The following is an 18704-nucleotide window of genomic DNA, read 5'->3' on the forward strand; positions in this document are numbered from 1 at the left end:
TTATGAAACTCTGTTTCAAATCCAAGCAAGGAAAGTTAGGTTTTGGTTATGCTTTTATTATTATAAGTTTAAATATCATTCTAATCAGAATCAGTCTTGAAATGATTAATTGGAATAAAAACTTTTATAACGCATTAGAAAAGTACGATATGCAAGCGGTAATAACGCAATTATTAGTTTTTATCATGTTAACTTTTTTTGGTGCCATTACCTATTTGATCATCGAGTATTTAAGAAAAACATTAGTCATAACTTGGCGTAAAGTTTTAAATGACACGATAATAAGTCATTGGCTGAATCATAAAGCCTATTGGTTTATAAATAATAATCAAGCAAACATAGACAATCCAGATCAGCGTATTTCTGAAGATTGCCATTTATTTATCGAGAGATTAACTAACGAAGGATTTTCATTTATTACACAATGTATCGGTCTTTTTTCCTATTTTATTCTTTTATGGCAAATAACCAATAATTTTGTGTTAGAATTTAGTCTATTCAATATTGATATTAGCATTTCACATTATTTAATTTGGTTAGCCCCTATCTATGTCATTTTGACCTCATATATTGCCCATAAGTTGGGAAGCCCATTAAAAAATTTACTAATTCAGCAACAACATTTAGAAGCAAATTACCGTTTTGTTTTAACTCGATTTAGAGAAGCGAAAGAGTCTGTTGCATTATTAGAGGGAGAAAAGGTTGAACAACAACAATTTGATCAACATTTTAATAGTATTGTAAAAAATTGGTATAAGCTGATTAAACGGCAATTTATTTTAGGTTGTTTTACTCGGCCTTACTATTTAACCGTATTAAGTATTCCGACCTTTTTTTCTCTACCAATCTATTTAATCGGTAAAGTTAGTTTAGGATCATTGATGCAAATTAGTAAATCATTTAGTAATGTAGTAACTAATTTATCTTGGTTTATTTTCAATTATAACAAACTGGCCGAACTGATAGCATGTAGTTATCGTTTGGGCCAATTTATTCAACAGACTGAACAAGTCTCTTATCAGTTTAAACAACTTAATCAAGCTGAAAATGGAAATGAACGTTTATCGTTGGAAAATTTAATTATAAAGAAACCTGATGGAAAGATTTTACTAAAATTACCCGATCTCCATATTAACAAAGGGGAATCAGTTGTTTTATCTGGCGCATCAGGTATAGGTAAATCAACACTTTTTAAAATAATCTCTGGTCTTTATCCATATTATGATGGAGTGGTCAAGGTTCCTAAATTAAAGAAACTCTTTTTATCACAAAATGCTTACTTTCCTATGGGAGGATTGGCTCATGCAGTAAGCTATCCAGAACCATTGTTTGAGAAAGATCTTACTGTTATTAAACAATTACTGTTTGATGTGGGTTTTTCTTCTGAAGATATCGATAAATATTTACTTAATGATAATTTAAATACACTTTCTGGTGGAGAAAAACAACGTTTAGTAGTTGCGAGAATTTTAATGCATAAACCGGATTGGATTTTTATGGATGAAACCACCAATGCATTAGATAAAGTAGCCGAAAAACAATTGCTAAAATTGTTACAAACTAACTTACCAACAAGTAGTTTTATTATAATTTCTCATAGTGATATATCGAACTACTTTAATAAGTGTTATCAATTAAATTTATCATGATTTTTGAAAACAGATTATTTAACTAAATATTAAAACAAATCAAGGAGTAATTTATGGCTGAGTCCAAAAATGATATTGTACAAAAAACAATAGATGATTTACACGAAACAATGCAAACTATCATACTTTCAACAATCACCGAAACAGGAACGGTTGATACTAGCTATTCACCTTATTTCTTTGACGGTAATGACTATTACATTTTAATTTCAGACTTAGCACCACATAGTAAAAATATCAAAGCTAATTCAAACATATCTTTTTTAATTATTGATGATGAATCTAATACTAAGAATATTTATGCTCGTAGAAGATTGTCTTTCCATGCTTTGGCAACCATTGTCGAAAGAGGAACTGAGCAGTTTGATTCTACTGTCGATCTGCTAGCTAAAAAAGTGAGCAAAATGGTTTATATGTTAGCTGAAATGAATGATTTTAATTTATTTAAATTAACCCCGAAAGAGGGAAGATTAGTAATTGGTTTTGGTAAAACCTATATTATCGATCCACAAAATAAAACGGTAATACCAGTAGATGAAGATTATGTCGCTAAGCAAAAACAACAATCTAGTAATTAATATCATTATCTAAGCATTATTTATAATATTGCCATTACTTATTAACTAAGTAATGGCTTTTTTCATCACTCCACTCTTTGCTTAAATGTTTTAAATAATAGTTTTTTTATTTTCGATTGAGGATTCATATTCTTAAAATAGCTTCACTCAATCAAGAAAACTGCCTATCTTAACCAGTAAACTATGATAAAATTAAGCCAACATAAACTGAATTTAGGATAGTTAATATTATGGTTCCTGATGTTTCGAAAGCTCTCAGTTGGTTAGAAAAACATTATACTATTTTACAAGGCATTCAGAGAGGCCTTGAACGTGAGACATTACGGATTTTGCCTGATGGTTCGTTGTCAAAAACGCCGTTTCCTGAAAAAATTGGTGCTGCATTAACTCATCCATGGATCACGACTGACTTTGCAGAATCTTTATTAGAGTTTATTACTCCAGTTAATACCAATATCGATTATATGTTAACTTTTTTACGAGATTTACACCGCTATGCCAGTGTAAATATTGGCGATGAGTTAATGTGGCCACTTAGCATGCCTTGTTTCGTTGCCAAAGAAGATGACATTATCTTAGCTCAATACGGTAAATCTAATGAAGGACGTCTTAAAACGGTCTATCGTGAAGGTTTAAAAAATCGTTATGGTGCTATGATGCAAACTATTTCAGGTGTTCACTATAACTTTTCATTACCTATGGCATTTTGGCAAGCGAGAGATGGTGTTAAAAACAGTGAAGAAGGTAAAGCAGTTATTTCGGAAGGGTATTTTACTCTAATTCGTAATTACTACCGTTTTGGTTGGGTTATCCCTTATCTATTTGGTGCATCGCCATCAATGTGCTCGTCATTTATTCAAGATCCAGAAAAAGCAAAAGCGTTCATCGAACAAACTAATGGTAACTGTTATTTACCTTATGCTACCTCACTAAGAATGAGTGATATTGGTTATACCAATAATGCCCAGAAACAATTAGGGATCACCTTTAATCATCTAGATACCTATGTTGAGGGGTTAAAACGGGCTACTAAGACAAAATCTGCCGAATTTGGCAAATTAGGCATTAAGGTTGATGGCCATTATCGACAGTTGAATGATAATGTATTACAAATTGAAAATGAATTTTACGCACCAATTCGGCCAAAACGAGTTCCAAGATCAGGGGAATCGCCATCCGATGCTTTACTACGTGGTGGCATAGAATATATAGAAGTTCGAGCACTTGATGTTAATCCATTTTCACCAATTGGTATTACCGAGGAACAAATTCGATTTATTGACCTATTTTTAATCTGGTGTGCTTTAGCTCCTGCTCCTGAAATGAGTAGTGCAGAGCTAGAATGTGCAAAATTAAATTGGAATAGAGTGATTATTGAAGGCCGTAAACCAGGATTAGAAATTGGATTAGGCTGTGATAGCTATCGACAACCGTTAGCTAAAGTAGGGCATGAACTTTTCAAAGATTTACTTCGAGTCGCCGATGTACTTGATCATCAAGACGACAAACAACAATATCGAAAAGTTTGTGAACGGCTTGATCTGATGTTTGATCAACCGGAATTGACATTATCGGCGAGAACGTTAGCCGCGATTAGTGATTTGGGCACAGCCAAATTTGGTTTAGCTTTAGCTACTCAATATAAAAAACAACTAAGTTCAGAACCTTTATCAGTTCTAACTGAAGATGATTTTAATCAACAACGAATGTTATCAATTGAAAAACAAAAGAAAATAGAACAAAATGACACTATGTCATTTGATGAATATCTAAAAGAAAAAATGAACAGCTAAAATGTTTAAACATCGCGATTATACATTACGATATCAAGGAAAAAGTGATGTTGAATTAATATTACCAAACCATAAAATTATGCATGACAAACCGTTAATCGACCAACAGTCTTTTTCGGTTTTGGTTTGGAATATTTTTAAACAGAAAAGAGCAGATTGTATTAATATCCTTGAGCAATATGCAGATCAAACTAAGTTGATATTATTACAAGAAGCTCAAACCACGTCCCAATTATTAAATTTTATTGCTCGGCATAACAAAATTGCCGATCATGTTCCAGCCTATAGTTTAAATGATATTTATGCTGGAGTTATGACAATAACAGACATAAAACCAACGCAAATTTTCTCCTTTAGAGAAAGAGAACCATTCATCCGTGTACCAAAATCAGCATTAATCACTCTTTATCCAATTAAAAATTCAACGCTACAACTATTAGTTGCTAATATTCATGCCATTAATTTTAGTCTAGGGGTGAAAGTTTACCGCCAACAAATCTATATGTTATTAAATTATATTAAGCAACATCATGGACCAGTAATTTTAGCGGGTGATTTTAATGCTTGGAGTCGGCAACGGTTGAGCCTACTTTATCATTTGATACGTTCAATAAATCTCAAACCGGTTAATTTCTCGATTGATATAAGAAAAACGTTTCTAGGTAGGCCACTGGATTTTATTTTTTATCGAGGGTTGAAGCTTGATGCGGCTAATATAGTTAATACAGCCGCATCAGATCATAATCCATTATTTGTTAAATTTAAATTGGATTAGAATTGACCAAATTAATTGTTAATATATCACCTTCTTTAACACGCATATTTTTTAATTTATTCCATTGTAAAAGATCGGTGATCTTAACTCGGTAATTTTGCGCTATAGTATAAAGGTTATCACCCGCTTTAACTTGATACGTAATCTGTTTTTTGCCACTATTTAACATTGATTTAGTATCTTTTACTGTAGTATTGGTATATTGAATAGTGGTAGATTTTATTTCAAACGGCATATTGTTATGCGGAACATCTTCTAAAAGTTCAGTTACTTGATTAGCAACTAAATTTTCACTTTTTAACTTTTTAAATAATTTATCTGCATGAGAATAAGGTACCAGTAGATGGAAAGGGCCATTTACTGTTTGTTGTACATAACCTGCATTGTATGTCATTAAATCGCTAAGTGATAATTCTGAATATTGCGCTATTTTAGCCAATGATACGTTTTTAGACATATCGATTCTAACTAATGAATTTTCATAATTACAGTCAGGTAATTTAATACCATAACGTTTATTATTTTTAACAATATCGATAATAGCTAATATTTTTGGCACATAATGCATTGTTTCTGTCGGTAAATCTAACGACCAATAATCAGTTGATAAACCTTTAGCTTTATTTTTATCAATAGCTCTTTGAATTCGACCTTCACCAGCATTATAGGCAGCTAATGTTAATAGCCAATCACCATTAAATCGATTATTAAGATTTTGTAACAAAGAGATTGCTGAACCTGTTGATGCGATTAGATCTCGTCGGCCATCAAAACTATTGCTACGTTTTAAGCCATATTCTTTAGCGGTAACAGGTACAAATTGCCATAAACCAGCGGCTTGGGCAGGAGAGGTGGCTAAAGGGTCATAAGCACTCTCTATTAACGGTATTAAAGCTAATTCAACCGGTAATTTGTTTTTTCGTAACTGATTAATGATGTAATACACATAAGGCTCAGATCGTAACGCAATATTTTCAAATCCTTTTGGATTACGTAATAAACGTTCGCGTTCGGCAACAACACGGCTATTATTCGGAACGTTAACGTTTATTTGCTTTAACATATAATGCCAAGGATTTTGCGTGACTGAAGCGTAATTAACACCACCACTTTTAACGCTAGAATTAACTATTGATTTAGCATTATATTTTTTTGAGCCAGCGTTGTATCGTGAACCATGATTTTGACACCCGACTAAAAAAGCACATAACACTGTAAATATTAATAATTTTTTCATTAGATTATAAGTTAGGACATTAATTTAAGCTGAGTATTATACCTAAAAAATGTCCTTTTGGCTCCTAAAAAAAGTAAACGTCTCTAACTCATTGTTACAATTAAATTTATTTTGTAAATTTTTGTCCTCACAACGTAAAAATAAGTTGATCTGTTTTTCTTGGGTTAAAATAGAAGGCAAAGTAATTTTCTTTTTGCAAATAAAATCATAATACTCATGGATAACTTGCTCCTCAGGAACCAGCATTTGAGTAAAATCTAAATTAGTTAAGGTATATTCATGTCCTGCACAAATAAGGGTATCATCAGGTAACTGCTTTAATTTATTCAGCGAACTTAGCATTTGCTTATAATCACCTTCAAAAATTCTACCACAACCAGCGGAAAACAATGTATCTCCACAAAATAAATATGGCTGACAATAATAAGCTAAATGTCCTAATGTATGTCCCGGTACTGAAATAACCTTATATCGAAAATCACCAATCAATAATTCATTGATGTTTTCGAGATGATTAATCTGCAAATTAATTTCACTTGGCCCATAAGCTTCAATATCGGGATAAGCTGCTTTTAGCTCAGTTACCCCACCAGTGTGATCGATATGGTGATGAGTGAGTAAAATTGCAAGGGGTGATAAGTGATATTTTTTCATATAACTTAGCACTGGAGCAGCCTCACCTGGATCTATAATAACCACCTGTTTATTAGCATTTTCAAGTAACCAAATATAATTATCTTTTAGGGCAGGAATAACATGTAACTGATACATGGTAATTACACCTTCTATTTTATCTGATTAATCGGTTAATGATGCTTCAAAAATAGTATCATGTAAGGTGGGCGATTCAGCTTGCGTTTTGGCAATTTCATCACAGCGTTCGTTCTCAATATGGCCCGCATGACCTTTTACCCATATCCATTCAATGGTATGTAACTTAGCTAATACATCTAAACGTTGCCATAAATCAACATTTTTTACTGGTTGTTTTTTTGCGGTTTTCCAGCCGTTTTTTTTCCAACCATAAATCCAATTCGAAATGCCATTACGTAAATATTGGCTGTCAGAATAAAGCTTAATTTGACAGGGTTCTTTCAGTAATTCTAACGCCACAATGGCAGCAAGCAATTCCATGCGATTATTAGTGGTGTTAAAATAACCTTGAGCTAATACTTTTTCATTTTCTTTGTATTTTAAAATAGCTGCATAACCACCAGGTCCAGGGTTACCCAAACAAGATCCATCAGTGAATATTTCAATATTTTTTTGTATATTTGACATAGTTATAAACTTATTACGTGATTATTTTTCAAGAAATTTTAGCTTAATATAAATATTAATAAGCCATTATTAATGTTGTATCAATCATTGATTAAAACAGTGGAGGTATCAACATCAGTACGTTTTGGTGTTAGACTATACCATTAATTTGTTAAATTCCCAATTATAGATAAAGAAGAGTATATTGTGATAACACATTCAACCCGCCAAATTGTATTAGATACAGAAACTACAGGTATGAATCAAGACGGTAATAATCATTATGAAGGTCATAAGATTATTGAGATTGGTGCAGTTGAGGTATTAAATCGACGATTAACTGGCAATCATTTTCATGTTTACATCAATCCAGAACGTTTAATTGATGAAGAAGCCTTTAAAGTTCATGGTATCAGTGATGAATTTGTTAAAGACAAACCGATTTTTAAAAATATAGCACATGATTTTATTAAATTTATAGATGGTGCTGAATTAGTTATTCATAACGCCTCGTTTGATGTTGGCTTTATGGACTATGAATTTCGCCTTTGTGGGTTAGACTATAAAACCGCCGATCACTGTATTGTTACCGATACATTAGCAATGGCTCGACGTCTTTTCCCGGGTAAACGTAATAACTTAGATGCATTGTGCGAACGTTATCAAATTGATAATTCTCATCGTACTTTACATGGAGCCTTACTGGATGCTGAAATACTTGCTGAAGTTTATTTAGCAATGACCGGGGGACAAACTACTTTGGCATTTAGTTCGGACGATAATTTATCTTCATCAATGACGAATAATGCAGTGAAAAAAATTGAACGTAATGGGATACCACTTACAGTAATTAAAGCTAATGAAGCGGAACTATCTGCGCATGATTCAATTTTAGAAAAAATTGATAAAAAAAGTGGTGGGGCGCTTTGGAAAGAGCATTAATGATTGTTTTCTATTCAATTGAACATAATTTTAAAAATTTATATTGACGAAAATAATAATAATCTTTAATATCACGCCTACTTTAATGTTCTGCATTAAAGAGTCTAAAAAGCGGAGCGGTAGTTCAGTTGGTTAGAATACCTGCCTGTCACGCAGGGGGTCGCGGGTTCGAGCCCCGTCCGTTCCGCCAATTTCTAAAGAATTTCAATTAATTAAAGCACTCTGCGGAAGTGTTTTTTTTATTGCAATACTCTGTGACATTTTCAGATAGTGCATTTTCAGAAGTTGCTAGCAAATGCCGTAATGACAAATTGACATAACGTCTAACAGTTTCAGCCTTTCTCCACGCACCAAGTTTTGCAGCTCGCCAATTAGTTTCATATTCACGCGCTTCCAGTTCTAAGGCTTTAGTCCCAGAGTTTTTGCGTACCCTTTTGGTACCGTCTGGCGAACTGTACGAATACTGATAGATTTCCCCTCGCGTGTAGATTTTAATAGGTTGTTTTGACATTTTAACTCCTTATGTCGCTACACCTCTTGTGAGATGTTATTGTGTTCGCTTTTTATGTATTGATCAAGATTTTCCTCTTCAAAAAGCCAGCATCCGTTTTTGTCTTTCCTTTTGTATCCTTTGATTATTCCTTTTGATGTTTTTGTTCTAACATTCAAAAAATACGGCATCAGTTGTTGACATGTCACATATTTTATATAAAACCTACTTTAAACCATGCTTGGCAATTCTGGGTTTAAAATTATACCGTCAGGTTTAATTAGGCAGTGGGGGACGGTTCAATTGCCAGCGATTGGCGATTACATTTCTGTTGTGATTAACGGTATAAAATACTATACAAACTATTATCGAATACTATTATCAATTGCATTTTCCAACCACGCGGATTCAGTAAATGTTACATTTACATGTGGAGCTTTCAACAATCAGTACGCAATGTTCGGTATATCTGCAACTGCAAACTTAGATGGTTTACCAACAGTATTTACGATTGCGATTTTGTCATCAGTACTGTGATATGTTCCTACTATTCATTACGAAATCATAGGACATTAATATGAAAATATATTTTAGTAAAACAATTATGGGGTTTTATTTTGAAGCTATACATACTAGTACCCCAAAAGATGCTGTTGAAATAACACAATCTGAATATAGAGATTTGTTGGAGAAACAATCGACGGGATACGAGATAATAGCAAATAAAAAAACAATAGCTAAACAACATGAGTAGAGCTGATGCTCTACTCTTGGTTTAAAGTTCTAGTATTTTTCTTTTTACCTTGTCTCCAATTGGTTTTATTAAATAAGCTAAAAAATAACAAAGTAAGACTATAATTACATAAAAATAAAAAAACTGAAATTTACCAAATTTATGAAATTGTATTTTCGTTACAAGATAATATATTATTTGGTGGTGTAGTAAAAATGCCACAAATGAATATTCTGATAAAAATAATATAATTTTTTTAACTGAGTTTGGGATTATTATATTTTCATACAAGCAGCAAATTATGACAAATGTCATTGCCCACATGCTAATTCCCCACATATTATATGTCATGTAGTGATTTTCTATAAATGTAATAACAATTATGATATATAATAATGCTATAAACGCTGTAAAGAAATTTAGTTTTTTGTTTTTCAATAATAATAGATCAATAATAAGCACCCCAAGTAAAATTTCTGGTAGTCTAGAGATAGGGTTCCAAAAAGGATCATCATTCCATAAAAGAAAATGCTCAACTATATAATGTGTATTTTGAATGGCAATCAAAGATGAAATAATAATGATCGTGATTGCAATATAAATATTTTTATTTTTTAACCAAAGAACGAATGGGAATAATATATATACAAGAAGTATAAAACCGGTAAACCATTCTCCAATCAAATAATAAGTATTTGGAACGGTTGAACCTAAGTATCCATCTAATGCTAAAAATGTTATTAGAAGTCTGACAGGGTCCTTTCCTAAACAAACGGTTGAGAATGACAAAAATAAAAAAACAGCAACACAAATATAACAAATCCAAAAATAAGGATAAATATTTGCAATTCTCTTTTTTATATAAACTTTTAAATCAAATTTGTTTTTTGTTGAAACGTATAGTGAAGCACCTGAAGTAATAATAAAAAAAGAAACGCCAATTCCTCCTAAATAATATTTATGGAAGTAATGGTGATCAATCCCATTTTGTGACAATGCGCCAACAAAATGACCCGCAACAATCATCAAAAAACTTATTGCACGAATGAAATCAATAGAGTCAATTCTAGTGCTGGGAGAAATTGTTTTTTTATTGATAGCTAAATTTGACATAATAAAAACCGTTTACCAAAAATAGCAGTTTAACATACCAAGCATATTAATAAAACACTATCAATCTTCAACTTACTATATTCAACAGCGTCATGTAGCATCACAAAATCGGGGACATCTAACATGTCATCATCATTTTGATAGAAAACGTAGTAATACTTGTCGTGGCTGTTGATTATGTAGCACTCGCCCGATAGTTCGATTTCGTAATCGTCGGGTGTCATTCGTACATAAATCGGTATAGTGTTTTATTGTTATCATAAGATCAAAAATAGTTAGTTTTATATATCATAAACTAAAATATTTTTATGTGAATTAACTGTGTGTCAAATTTGTGTCAACACATCACGTTTTTTTAATTTAAATTACGTTATTTTACGTCACAGCAAAAAATGCAAAAAGTGTAACATATTGTTTTTAAATACTATCGTCTTCTATTCACCTGCCTGTCACGCAGGGGGGCGCGGGTTCGAGCCCCGTCCGTTCCGCCAATTCTTAAAAGTTATACTTAATTTAAGTTTAATTCAAAATCACTCACATAAAACTATCTATATAAAACTTATAATATTTCTTAATTAATCTTAACTATAATTCAATACAATTTATTGTTAAAAATACAGAATAATTTTCGTAACAATAAATTAATTTTTTTATCCTTTTTTCGTTCCAATTTTGATTTTAAATATAAGTGATATCACGACGAGAACCTAAAGTTGTAACTTTCTCTATTTATGTTATCTTCAATAATTATTTGCATAAGTTAAAGTTATTCGAATTGATTTAGATATGTTAAAAAAATCGCTATTTATTTTTCTAGGTGGGGTTTTCTTTGTATTAGGAACTGTGGGCATTTTTGTTCCTCTTTTGCCTACAGTCCCTTTTTATCTGCTTACTGCATATCTATGGTTAAATAGTTCTGATCGCCTGTATAACTATTTTACTCAAACTCGTTATTATCAAACTTATGTACAAAAAATGATTATCGAGAAAAAGATTTCAAAAACAGGATTAGTAAAAATGTTAACCATGGTATTTATCATTTTATTAATTCCATTTATTTTAATTGATTCTTTGCATGTTAGAATTATTTTAGCAATAGTCTTCTTTGCACATGTTATTTTTGGCGGTTATTATTTTCTCAAGAAGTGATGATATAGTTTTTGGTAAGAATAAAATTACAGGGCAAATAAGTTACCCTGTAACAATTAATCAGTTATAAAGTGAGTTAACTGATAACTATTTAAGACTTTTTTTAATCTCAATAGCTAATAATGGGTTCCACATTGCTCCTGTAGCACTCATTACCGCATCAGCGCCATTTTGAATAAATTGATGATAATGTTCACTATTACTAACACCACCAACACCAATAATGGCAAATTTTAAATCCATTTGTTTACGATATTTATTAAGTCGACTAACCATATCTAAACCAGCCCAACGGATTGCATCACCACATATACCACCTTCCTTACGGTTTTCGCCTAATGCCGGATGTCCATTTGCATCTACCGGTTTTGCCGAAAGGGTATTAATAGTACTCAATCCGTCAATGATTTTTCCGACACGAGTTAATAGAGATATAATACGTTCATCATCTGGGAAATAAGCTAATTTTAAAATAAGAGGGCGATCTGGTACCGCATTCTTAATTTCATTCACAATTCGTTCTACTTTATCGACATCAAAACAAAGTAGTTTACTTGCTCCTTCGTTTGGACAACTTAAATTAGCTTCTAATATTGGTGCATTAGTTTCTCTTACTAATTTAGCAGCTAAAGCATAATCTTTTTCTATCTCACCATTACCTTGAGTTCCTTGGAAACTACCAATAACACATTGTCCAGCGCCAGCTGCATTTACCGCATCAGCCATATCCGGTTGCCAAATATCAGGTGCAAGAGATGGTACTCCAAAGGAGTTGGTAATTGATAATGGTTGATTATAATTTGTATCAGCCAATACAGTATCTAAGTTAGGTGATAACTTGCCATTAGGATGGACAGATAAAACATTCGGTAATGGATGGCATTTGTGAAACTTGGTTCTAACCGTTTTATAAACACATAAGTCAAATCCATAAGCAAAAGCAGCTTTAATATAATTAGCATTTAGTAACGGACCTGCCGGCTGACCAAATGGTAGGTTAACATCGATATTTAAAAATTTTGTTGGTTTAGTTGCGACCTGTTCAGCCTTATCTAATTCAGCAAAAAGTCCAAAAGGGCCTTGAGCATAGTTATCTTCATAACTTATACTTGGATTATAAAAAGGGATCAAAGGTTTCATGCTATCTCCTGTTTATGGCTATTCTTAATGTGGTTTTGATTTAAAATTTGGTATAAACTTGAAAAGTTAAAGTTGTAGACATAAAAAATCCTCCATAAAGGAGGATCAATATTTAAAAGAAAAAGACAATTCAATTTTGTTTTTGTTATTGGTCTGTGTGTTTGAACCACAATCATAATCAAATTCTCTTTTCTAAAATTGCAAAGCATTCTAGCTGAATATAAATAAAGTTCAAGTGCTATATTGATAAAAATATATAAGTAAATGAAATAGTTATAGTGTTTTTTTTTAGACTGTCTGACCTAAAATAGTTGTATAAGCCAACAAATTCGATAAGAAATGAGTAGTCATTTGTTTTGATTTTGTAATTTTTGTAATTAAACCACTAAAAACATTTGATATTTTCCTGTCGAAAAAATGATATTTTTTGACTAATGAAACTTATGTAAGTGGAGAAGAGAAATTTGAGATGGTATTATGCACGCCAAAATTTTAATTTTAATTTTAATATTAAATATTAGGTATAAATAAATGAAAAAAGATATTTTCAAATCAGTAACCTTACCCAATGGAGTGGCATTAAAAAATCGCATTATGATGGCACCTATGACCACTTGCTCAGGGTTTTATGAAGGCTCGGTTACAAGTGATTTAATTGAATATTATCGAGCAAGAGCTGGAGAAATAGGCTCAATTATAGTTGAATGTGGTTTTGTCGATAATAAAGGATTAGCTTTCCCTGGTGCAATCGGTCTTGATAGCGATGATAAAATTGAAGGTCTGGCAAAAATAGCTCAAGCTATTAAAGAAAAAGGTTCAAAAGCGATTATTCAAGTTTATCATGGCGGTAGAATGGTTGAACCGAAACTCATTGGTGGTCAAACTCCAGTTGGTCCAAGTGCTATTGCGGCACCAAGACCGGGAGCAGCTACACCGATAGAATTAACTGCCGATGAAGTTGATCAAATGGTTGATAAGTTTGGTCAAGCAGTACGTCGAGCTATTCAAGCTGGTTTTGATGGCGTGGAAATTCATGGTGCTAATACTTATTTGATTCAACAATTTTATTCACCAAATTCAAATCAACGAAATGATAAATGGGGAGGTAGTCGTGATAATCGAGCTCGATTCCCATTAGCGGTTCTAGATATTACCTATAATATGGTCAAACAGTATGCAAATTCAGACTTTATTGTTGGTTACCGTTTCTCACCAGAAGAAATAGAAGAGCCGGGGATTCGTTTTGATGATTCAATGTATTTACTTGAAAAGCTTGCTGAGAAAGGCTTGGATTATATTCATTTTTCAATGGGGGCAATTTTAAGGCCTTCGATAGTTGATACTCAAGATCCAACACCATTAATTAATAAATATATAGCAATGCGTTCAGAAACTTTAGCTAAAATCCCGGTTGTTGGGGTGGGCAACGTTGTTAATGAAAGTGATGTTAGAGCCGCATTAGATAATGGATTTGACTTTGTCGCAGTTGGCCGAGCGTGTATTGCTTATCCAGATTGGACTGATCGCATCATGAAAGGTGAAAAGTTAGAGTTATTCATCAATAGTGATAAACGAGAAGAACTTAATATTCCAGAACCTTTGTGGCATTTTTCACTTGTCGAAAGTTTAATTCGTGATGTGAACTTGAATGTTAAAAAGTTTAAACCAGGAAATTATCAAGAAAAAGTCAATGATGAGTCTTATGAATTTGTGATTAATGTTGAGCTTGGTAAAGATTTTATCAAAGATATGCAATTAGTTAATGCCAATAATTTTGATAATGAGGTATTAAATAATTTTTCAGAAATTAAGCATCGCATTATTGAGTCAAATAGTCCTCATGTAGATGCGATTTCTGGAGCTACATCACAAAGTGAAGCCTTCAAAAAAGCAGTTACTAAGGCAATGGCTCAATCAAACAAAGAAGCGATTATTGCCGAAGGTGGCGATCCAAATGCTAAAGCCTATGACGTCGTTGTTGTCGGTAGTGGTGGTGCCGGTCTTGCTGCAGCGATTCAAGCTCATGACCTTGGTGCTAGTGTTGTTGTGATTGAAAAAATGTCAGTTATTGGCGGTAATACTAATAAAGCTTCAGCAGGTATGAATGCTGCGGAAACCAAATTCCAAAGACTCAAAGGTATTGTTGATAGTAAAGATCTGTTTTATCAAGAAACCATGATTGGCGGCAAAAACAAAAATAATCCAGAACTATTACGCTATTTTGTTGAGAATGCCCCTGATGCTATTGATTGGTTAGATAATAATGGCATTGAACTCAGCGGTATTACAACTACAGGTGGTATGAGTATTGATCGGACTCATCGTCCAGCAAGTGGTGCTGCAGTCGGCGGTTTTTTAATTAGTGGTTTAGTTAAAAACATTAATCGACGTGGCATTGAAGTAATGCTTGATTGTAATGTAACTGAAATTATTACTGAAAATAATAAAGTTGTTGGTGTTAAGGTGACTGAAGAAGACGGTTCAATACAAACCATAAAAGCTAAAGCAGTTATAATTGCTACTGGCGGTTTTAGTGCTAATCATGAAATGGTTGAAAAATATCGTCCAGATCTTAAAGGATTTGTCACCACCAATCACAAAGGTGCAACTGGCTCTGGTATTATGATTTTAGAAAAATTAGGTGCCGGAACAGTGGATATGAGAGAAATTCAAATTCATCCGACTGTTGAGCAGACTACATCTTACTTAATTTCTGAATCAATTCGTGGTGGTGGTGCTATTTTAGTATCACAAAAAGGTGAACGTTTTGTTAATGAATTAAATACACGTGACAAAGTATCTGCCGAAATCATTAAGTTGCCTGAACATTATTCATATATTTTATTTGATCAACAAATTCGTGATGAAAATAAGTCTGTTGAGGAATATGTATCGCAAGATCTAACTGTGCAAGCTAATTCAATTGATGAATTAGCGCAAAAACTGTCAATTGATGCGAATACCTTACATAAAACCATTGAACGATATAATCATTTTGTAAATAACAAACAAGATGAAGATTTTGGTCGAACTACTGGTTTACGTCATCCAATTGATAAAGCTCCTTTTTATGCGATCAAAATTGCTCCAGGTATTCATCATACTATGGGTGGGGTAACAATTAATACTGAAACTCAGGTTCTTGATACCGAGAAAAATGTCATCAGTGGGGTATTTGCTGCTGGTGAAGTTGTTGGTGGTGTACATGGCGCCAATCGTATCGGTGGTAATGCCGTAGCCGATATTATCATTTTTGGTATGCAAGCAGGAAAACAAGCGACAGATTATATTCATCAATAACTGAATAGCAATTTTTGAATGCATCATTCACGCTATGAATATACTCAAGCTATGATGGGAACAACGGTATCATTAATGCTTTTTGAGCCTAATGAAACCGTTGTGCAACATGTTTTTAATACCATTAATCAGCTTGAAAATAAATTAACGGTTAATAGACCGGTATCGGAAGTTGTGTCAATCAATAATGCGGCAGGAAAACATCCGGTTAGAGTTAGTCATGCCGTTTATTCGCTTATTGAGCAAGCTTGGAAAGTCAGTTTAATGCCAGATAGTTGCTTTAATGTTGCTATTGGCCCATTAGTTAAACTTTGGAAGATCGGTTTTTCTGGGCATCAGGTCCCCAATCCTGAGCAAATTGTTGAAAAGAGATCTTTGATCGATCCTAATGATATTAAATTAGATCCTAAATCTTGTTCGGTATTTTTAAAAAAGGCTGGCATGGAGATTGATTTGGGGGCAATAGCCAAAGGTTATATTGCCGATGTGATTAAACTTGTTTTGCAACAACACAATGTTTATCAAGCCATAATAAACTTAGGTGGTAATGTGCTAACTATAGGCGATTCACCCATTGATGCTGAAGGTTATTGGCATATTGGGTTAAAAAAACCCTTTTCCTCAATCGAAAATGAGTTAGTCGGTCTTATTAAAGTAAAAAATAAATCCGTAGTTACATCAGGAATTTACGAACGTTACTTTATTGAAAACCAACATGTTTATCATCATATTTTGGATTCTAAAACGGGTTATCCTTTAGATAATGAATTAGAAAGTATAACCATTATTTCGGATACATCCCTTGAGGGAGATATTTATTCAACAATCTTATATGGATTTGGTACTGAAAAGACTAAACAATTATTGAAAAATCAGCAAAATTTATCTGCTATATTTTTATTGAAGGATAAAACAATAAAGATAGTCAATCCTGATAATTTTGCTTTTCAACTGCTCGACCAAGAATATCAAATAAGCTAGATATTGCGAATAAAATAAAGATTTTACAAATTATATCATTTCATTATCAATTTGATTAAATTGATATTTAATTTAAAAGGAAATATTATGAGTACAGTAAAAAAACCGCCAGTTAAATGGCTTCCTCTTATTATTATTGCAGGAATATCGGCAATATTGTGGCTTTTTATATCTCCACCAGAAGGTATTAGTTTAGAAGGGTGGCGAACAAGTATTATATTTGTGGCGACTATTGCCTGTATTGTTGCAGAAATCATGCCTATAGGCGCAATTGGATTATTAGCTATTACGGTATTTGCTGTTCTTAGACCATCAGGAGCGACAACCGCTGCCGAATCAGTCAAAATATCATTAAGTGAATTAAACAGTAGTTTAATTTGGTTGATTGTTATCGCGTTTATGATTGCTAGAGGGTTTATTAAAACTGGTTTAAGTAAACGTATTGCTTATTTTTTAGTTAAAATTTTAGGTAAAAATACCTTAGGTTTAGCTTATGGATTATCAGTAACCGATGTTGCTTTAGCGCCGGCAATTCCAAGTACTACGGCTCGAGCTGGTGGGGTAATCTATCCAATTGCTGAGGCATTAGCAATCAACTTTAATTCAAATCCTAAAGATGAATCAAGAAATCGTATTGGTACTTTTTTAATGCTAACCATAAGTCACGTTAACGACATTACTTCGGCAATGTTTTTAACAGCTTTTACTGGTAATTTATTAGCGGCAAAATTAGTGACTTCATCACTTGGTATCACTTTGGGTTGGGGACAATGGTTTATTGCTGCAATTGTTCCTTGTTTAGTGTCATTTGTTGTTATTCCTTTAGTTATTTATTTTTTAACTAATCCAGAATTGAAAAAAACACCCGAAGCACCAAAATTAGCTGCTGAAGAACTTAAGAAAATGGGTTCAATTACCTTAAAAGAAATCATTATGGGTTCTACAGTCGTTTTATTATTAGCACTTTGGATTTTTGGTAAAAATATTGGTATTGATTCAACTACAACCGCATTTATTGGTTTAACTATTTTAATTTTAACTGGTGTATTAAGTTGGGATGATATCAAAGGTGAAAAAGCGGCATGGGATACATTAATCTGGTTTGCTGCTTTGTTAATGATGGCTGGTCAAGTTAATAAACTTGGTGTAACTAAATGGTTAGGCGATACCATTGGTGCAGCAGTAAAAGGCCATTTAGGTGATAGTAGTTGGATTTTTGTTATTATTATTCTATGTGTAGCTTATGTTTATTTACACTATTTCTTTGCCAGTGGTAATGCACATATTGCGGCACTGTTCCCCGTGTTCTTATCGGTTGCTATTGCCTTAGGAGTACCACAATTAATTGCTATTTTTGCTTTTGTCATTTGTACCAATTATTTTGGTTCTCTTACTCAGTTTGCAAATGCTCGAAATCCATTATTATTTGCTGAAGGATTTGTACCGGTAAAAACTTGGTGGAAAGTAGGCTTTATTTGTAGTGTAGTTAATCTAATTATTGTTTTCACCGTTGGTATTTTATGGTGGAAAATTATTGGATTAGGTTAAAAACTCTATAATCTCT

Annotated in this window: 16 protein-coding genes and 1 tRNA gene; 11 read left to right on the forward strand and 6 right to left on the reverse strand. The window is 32.7% G+C overall.

What is annotated here, in order from left to right:
• The first annotated feature begins 2 nt into the window (after nucleotides 1-2).
• The 4 genes from H3T83_RS03050 to H3T83_RS03065 all read left to right on the forward strand — a co-directional run bounded on the left by H3T83_RS03050 (nucleotide 3) and on the right by H3T83_RS03065 (nucleotide 4795).
• Entirely contained in the window at nucleotides 3-1649 is a 1647-nt protein-coding gene (locus H3T83_RS03050) for an ABC transporter ATP-binding protein/permease (protein ID WP_198215068.1), read from the forward strand.
• Between the two features lie 53 nt (nucleotides 1650-1702).
• Nucleotides 1703-2227, forward strand: a complete 525-nt coding sequence (locus H3T83_RS03055; protein WP_082205070.1) for a HugZ family protein — start codon at nucleotides 1703-1705, stop codon at nucleotides 2225-2227.
• A 230-nt stretch (nucleotides 2228-2457) separates the two neighbouring features.
• Nucleotides 2458-4020: a glutamate--cysteine ligase gene (gene gshA, locus H3T83_RS03060; protein ID WP_086364900.1), complete on the forward strand. Its 1563-nt coding sequence runs from the start codon at nucleotides 2458-2460 to the stop codon at nucleotides 4018-4020.
• A gap of 1 nt (nucleotide 4021) precedes the next feature.
• Nucleotides 4022-4795, forward strand: coding sequence for an endonuclease/exonuclease/phosphatase family protein (locus H3T83_RS03065; RefSeq protein WP_065612973.1), 774 nt, complete (start codon nucleotides 4022-4024; stop codon nucleotides 4793-4795).
• Here H3T83_RS03065 and H3T83_RS03070 read toward each other — a convergent pair.
• From H3T83_RS03070 to rnhA, 3 genes are read right to left on the reverse strand one after another with little or no spacing between them, the layout of a single operon-like run.
• Nucleotides 4782-6032, reverse strand: coding sequence for a transglycosylase SLT domain-containing protein (locus tag H3T83_RS03070; protein WP_034903686.1), 1251 nt, complete (start codon nucleotides 6030-6032; stop codon nucleotides 4782-4784). The two genes, H3T83_RS03065 and H3T83_RS03070, sit on opposite strands and share 14 nt — an antisense overlap.
• A gap of 42 nt (nucleotides 6033-6074) precedes the next feature.
• Nucleotides 6075-6803, reverse strand: coding sequence for a hydroxyacylglutathione hydrolase (gloB, locus tag H3T83_RS03075; protein WP_198215069.1), 729 nt, complete (start codon nucleotides 6801-6803; stop codon nucleotides 6075-6077).
• A 27-nt stretch (nucleotides 6804-6830) separates the two neighbouring features.
• Nucleotides 6831-7304: a ribonuclease HI gene (rnhA, locus tag H3T83_RS03080; RefSeq protein ID WP_065651259.1), complete on the reverse strand. Its 474-nt coding sequence runs from the start codon at nucleotides 7302-7304 to the stop codon at nucleotides 6831-6833.
• 195 nt (nucleotides 7305-7499) lie between these two features.
• Here rnhA and dnaQ point away from each other — a divergent pair, with 195 nt between their 5' ends.
• Together dnaQ and H3T83_RS03090 are read left to right on the forward strand one after the other, a co-directional pair.
• The gene (gene dnaQ, locus H3T83_RS03085; protein WP_034903680.1) at nucleotides 7500-8234 is read left to right on the forward strand and encodes a DNA polymerase III subunit epsilon; all 735 of its coding nucleotides are present in this window, start codon (nucleotides 7500-7502) and stop codon (nucleotides 8232-8234) included.
• Nucleotides 8235-8347: 113 nt separating this feature from the next.
• Nucleotides 8348-8424: transfer RNA gene (locus tag H3T83_RS03090), tRNA-Asp, on the forward strand.
• An 18-nt stretch (nucleotides 8425-8442) separates the two neighbouring features.
• On the opposite strand, the gene H3T83_RS03095 is transcribed toward H3T83_RS03090, so the two are convergent.
• Complete coding sequence (locus tag H3T83_RS03095) at nucleotides 8443-8745, reverse strand: hypothetical protein (RefSeq protein WP_198215070.1); 303 nt, start codon at nucleotides 8743-8745, stop codon at nucleotides 8443-8445.
• 556 nt (nucleotides 8746-9301) lie between these two features.
• Here H3T83_RS03095 and H3T83_RS03100 point away from each other — a divergent pair.
• Nucleotides 9302-9478 (forward strand): hypothetical protein, encoded by a 177-nt coding sequence (locus H3T83_RS03100; protein WP_198215071.1) that lies wholly within the window; start codon nucleotides 9302-9304, stop codon nucleotides 9476-9478.
• Nucleotides 9479-9499: 21 nt separating this feature from the next.
• Here H3T83_RS03100 and H3T83_RS03105 read toward each other — a convergent pair whose 3' ends face one another.
• Nucleotides 9500-10570 (reverse strand): acyltransferase, encoded by a 1071-nt coding sequence (locus H3T83_RS03105; protein ID WP_198215072.1) that lies wholly within the window; start codon nucleotides 10568-10570, stop codon nucleotides 9500-9502.
• A 786-nt stretch (nucleotides 10571-11356) separates the two neighbouring features.
• On the opposite strand from H3T83_RS03105, the gene H3T83_RS03110 reads away from it, so the two are divergent.
• Nucleotides 11357-11719: a YbaN family protein gene (locus H3T83_RS03110; RefSeq protein WP_198215073.1), complete on the forward strand. Its 363-nt coding sequence runs from the start codon at nucleotides 11357-11359 to the stop codon at nucleotides 11717-11719.
• A gap of 87 nt (nucleotides 11720-11806) precedes the next feature.
• On the opposite strand, the gene H3T83_RS03115 is transcribed toward H3T83_RS03110, so the two are convergent.
• Nucleotides 11807-12859 (reverse strand): hypothetical protein, encoded by a 1053-nt coding sequence (locus tag H3T83_RS03115; RefSeq protein ID WP_198215074.1) that lies wholly within the window; start codon nucleotides 12857-12859, stop codon nucleotides 11807-11809.
• 531 nt (nucleotides 12860-13390) lie between these two features.
• Here H3T83_RS03115 and H3T83_RS03120 point away from each other — a divergent pair.
• From H3T83_RS03120 to H3T83_RS03130, 3 genes are all read left to right on the forward strand, one after another.
• Nucleotides 13391-16159, forward strand: coding sequence for a flavocytochrome c (locus H3T83_RS03120; protein ID WP_198215075.1), 2769 nt, complete (start codon nucleotides 13391-13393; stop codon nucleotides 16157-16159).
• 18 nt (nucleotides 16160-16177) lie between these two features.
• Nucleotides 16178-17140 (forward strand): FAD:protein FMN transferase, encoded by a 963-nt coding sequence (locus tag H3T83_RS03125; protein ID WP_198215076.1) that lies wholly within the window; start codon nucleotides 16178-16180, stop codon nucleotides 17138-17140.
• 87 nt (nucleotides 17141-17227) lie between these two features.
• Nucleotides 17228-18688, forward strand: a complete 1461-nt coding sequence (locus H3T83_RS03130) for a DASS family sodium-coupled anion symporter (protein ID WP_198215077.1) — start codon at nucleotides 17228-17230, stop codon at nucleotides 18686-18688.
• The last annotated feature ends 16 nt before the right edge of the window (nucleotides 18689-18704 follow it).

The sequence above is a fragment of the Gilliamella sp. M0320 genome, from assembly GCF_016101635.1.
Lineage (GTDB): Bacteria > Pseudomonadota > Gammaproteobacteria > Enterobacterales > Orbaceae > Gilliamella > Gilliamella apis.

Coding starts and splice junctions, on each gene's coding strand:
- H3T83_RS03100 (WP_198215071.1), top strand. CDS start 9,302: ATGAAAATATATTTTAGTAAAACAATTATGGGGTTTTATTTTGAAGCT.
- H3T83_RS03055 (WP_082205070.1), top strand. CDS start 1,703: ATGGCTGAGTCCAAAAATGATATTGTACAAAAAACAATAGATGATTTA.
- H3T83_RS03105 (WP_198215072.1), bottom strand. CDS start 10,570: ATGTCAAATTTAGCTATCAATAAAAAAACAATTTCTCCCAGCACTAGA.
- H3T83_RS03050 (WP_198215068.1), top strand. CDS start 3: ATGAAACTCTGTTTCAAATCCAAGCAAGGAAAGTTAGGTTTTGGTTAT.
- H3T83_RS03110 (WP_198215073.1), top strand. CDS start 11,357: ATGTTAAAAAAATCGCTATTTATTTTTCTAGGTGGGGTTTTCTTTGTA.
- H3T83_RS03125 (WP_198215076.1), top strand. CDS start 16,178: ATGCATCATTCACGCTATGAATATACTCAAGCTATGATGGGAACAACG.
- H3T83_RS03065 (WP_065612973.1), top strand. CDS start 4,022: ATGTTTAAACATCGCGATTATACATTACGATATCAAGGAAAAAGTGAT.
- H3T83_RS03070 (WP_034903686.1), bottom strand. CDS start 6,032: ATGAAAAAATTATTAATATTTACAGTGTTATGTGCTTTTTTAGTCGGG.
- H3T83_RS03115 (WP_198215074.1), bottom strand. CDS start 12,859: ATGAAACCTTTGATCCCTTTTTATAATCCAAGTATAAGTTATGAAGAT.
- gshA (WP_086364900.1), top strand. CDS start 2,458: ATGGTTCCTGATGTTTCGAAAGCTCTCAGTTGGTTAGAAAAACATTAT.
- H3T83_RS03130 (WP_198215077.1), top strand. CDS start 17,228: ATGAGTACAGTAAAAAAACCGCCAGTTAAATGGCTTCCTCTTATTATT.
- H3T83_RS03120 (WP_198215075.1), top strand. CDS start 13,391: ATGAAAAAAGATATTTTCAAATCAGTAACCTTACCCAATGGAGTGGCA.
- gloB (WP_198215069.1), bottom strand. CDS start 6,803: ATGTATCAGTTACATGTTATTCCTGCCCTAAAAGATAATTATATTTGG.
- H3T83_RS03095 (WP_198215070.1), bottom strand. CDS start 8,745: ATGTCAAAACAACCTATTAAAATCTACACGCGAGGGGAAATCTATCAG.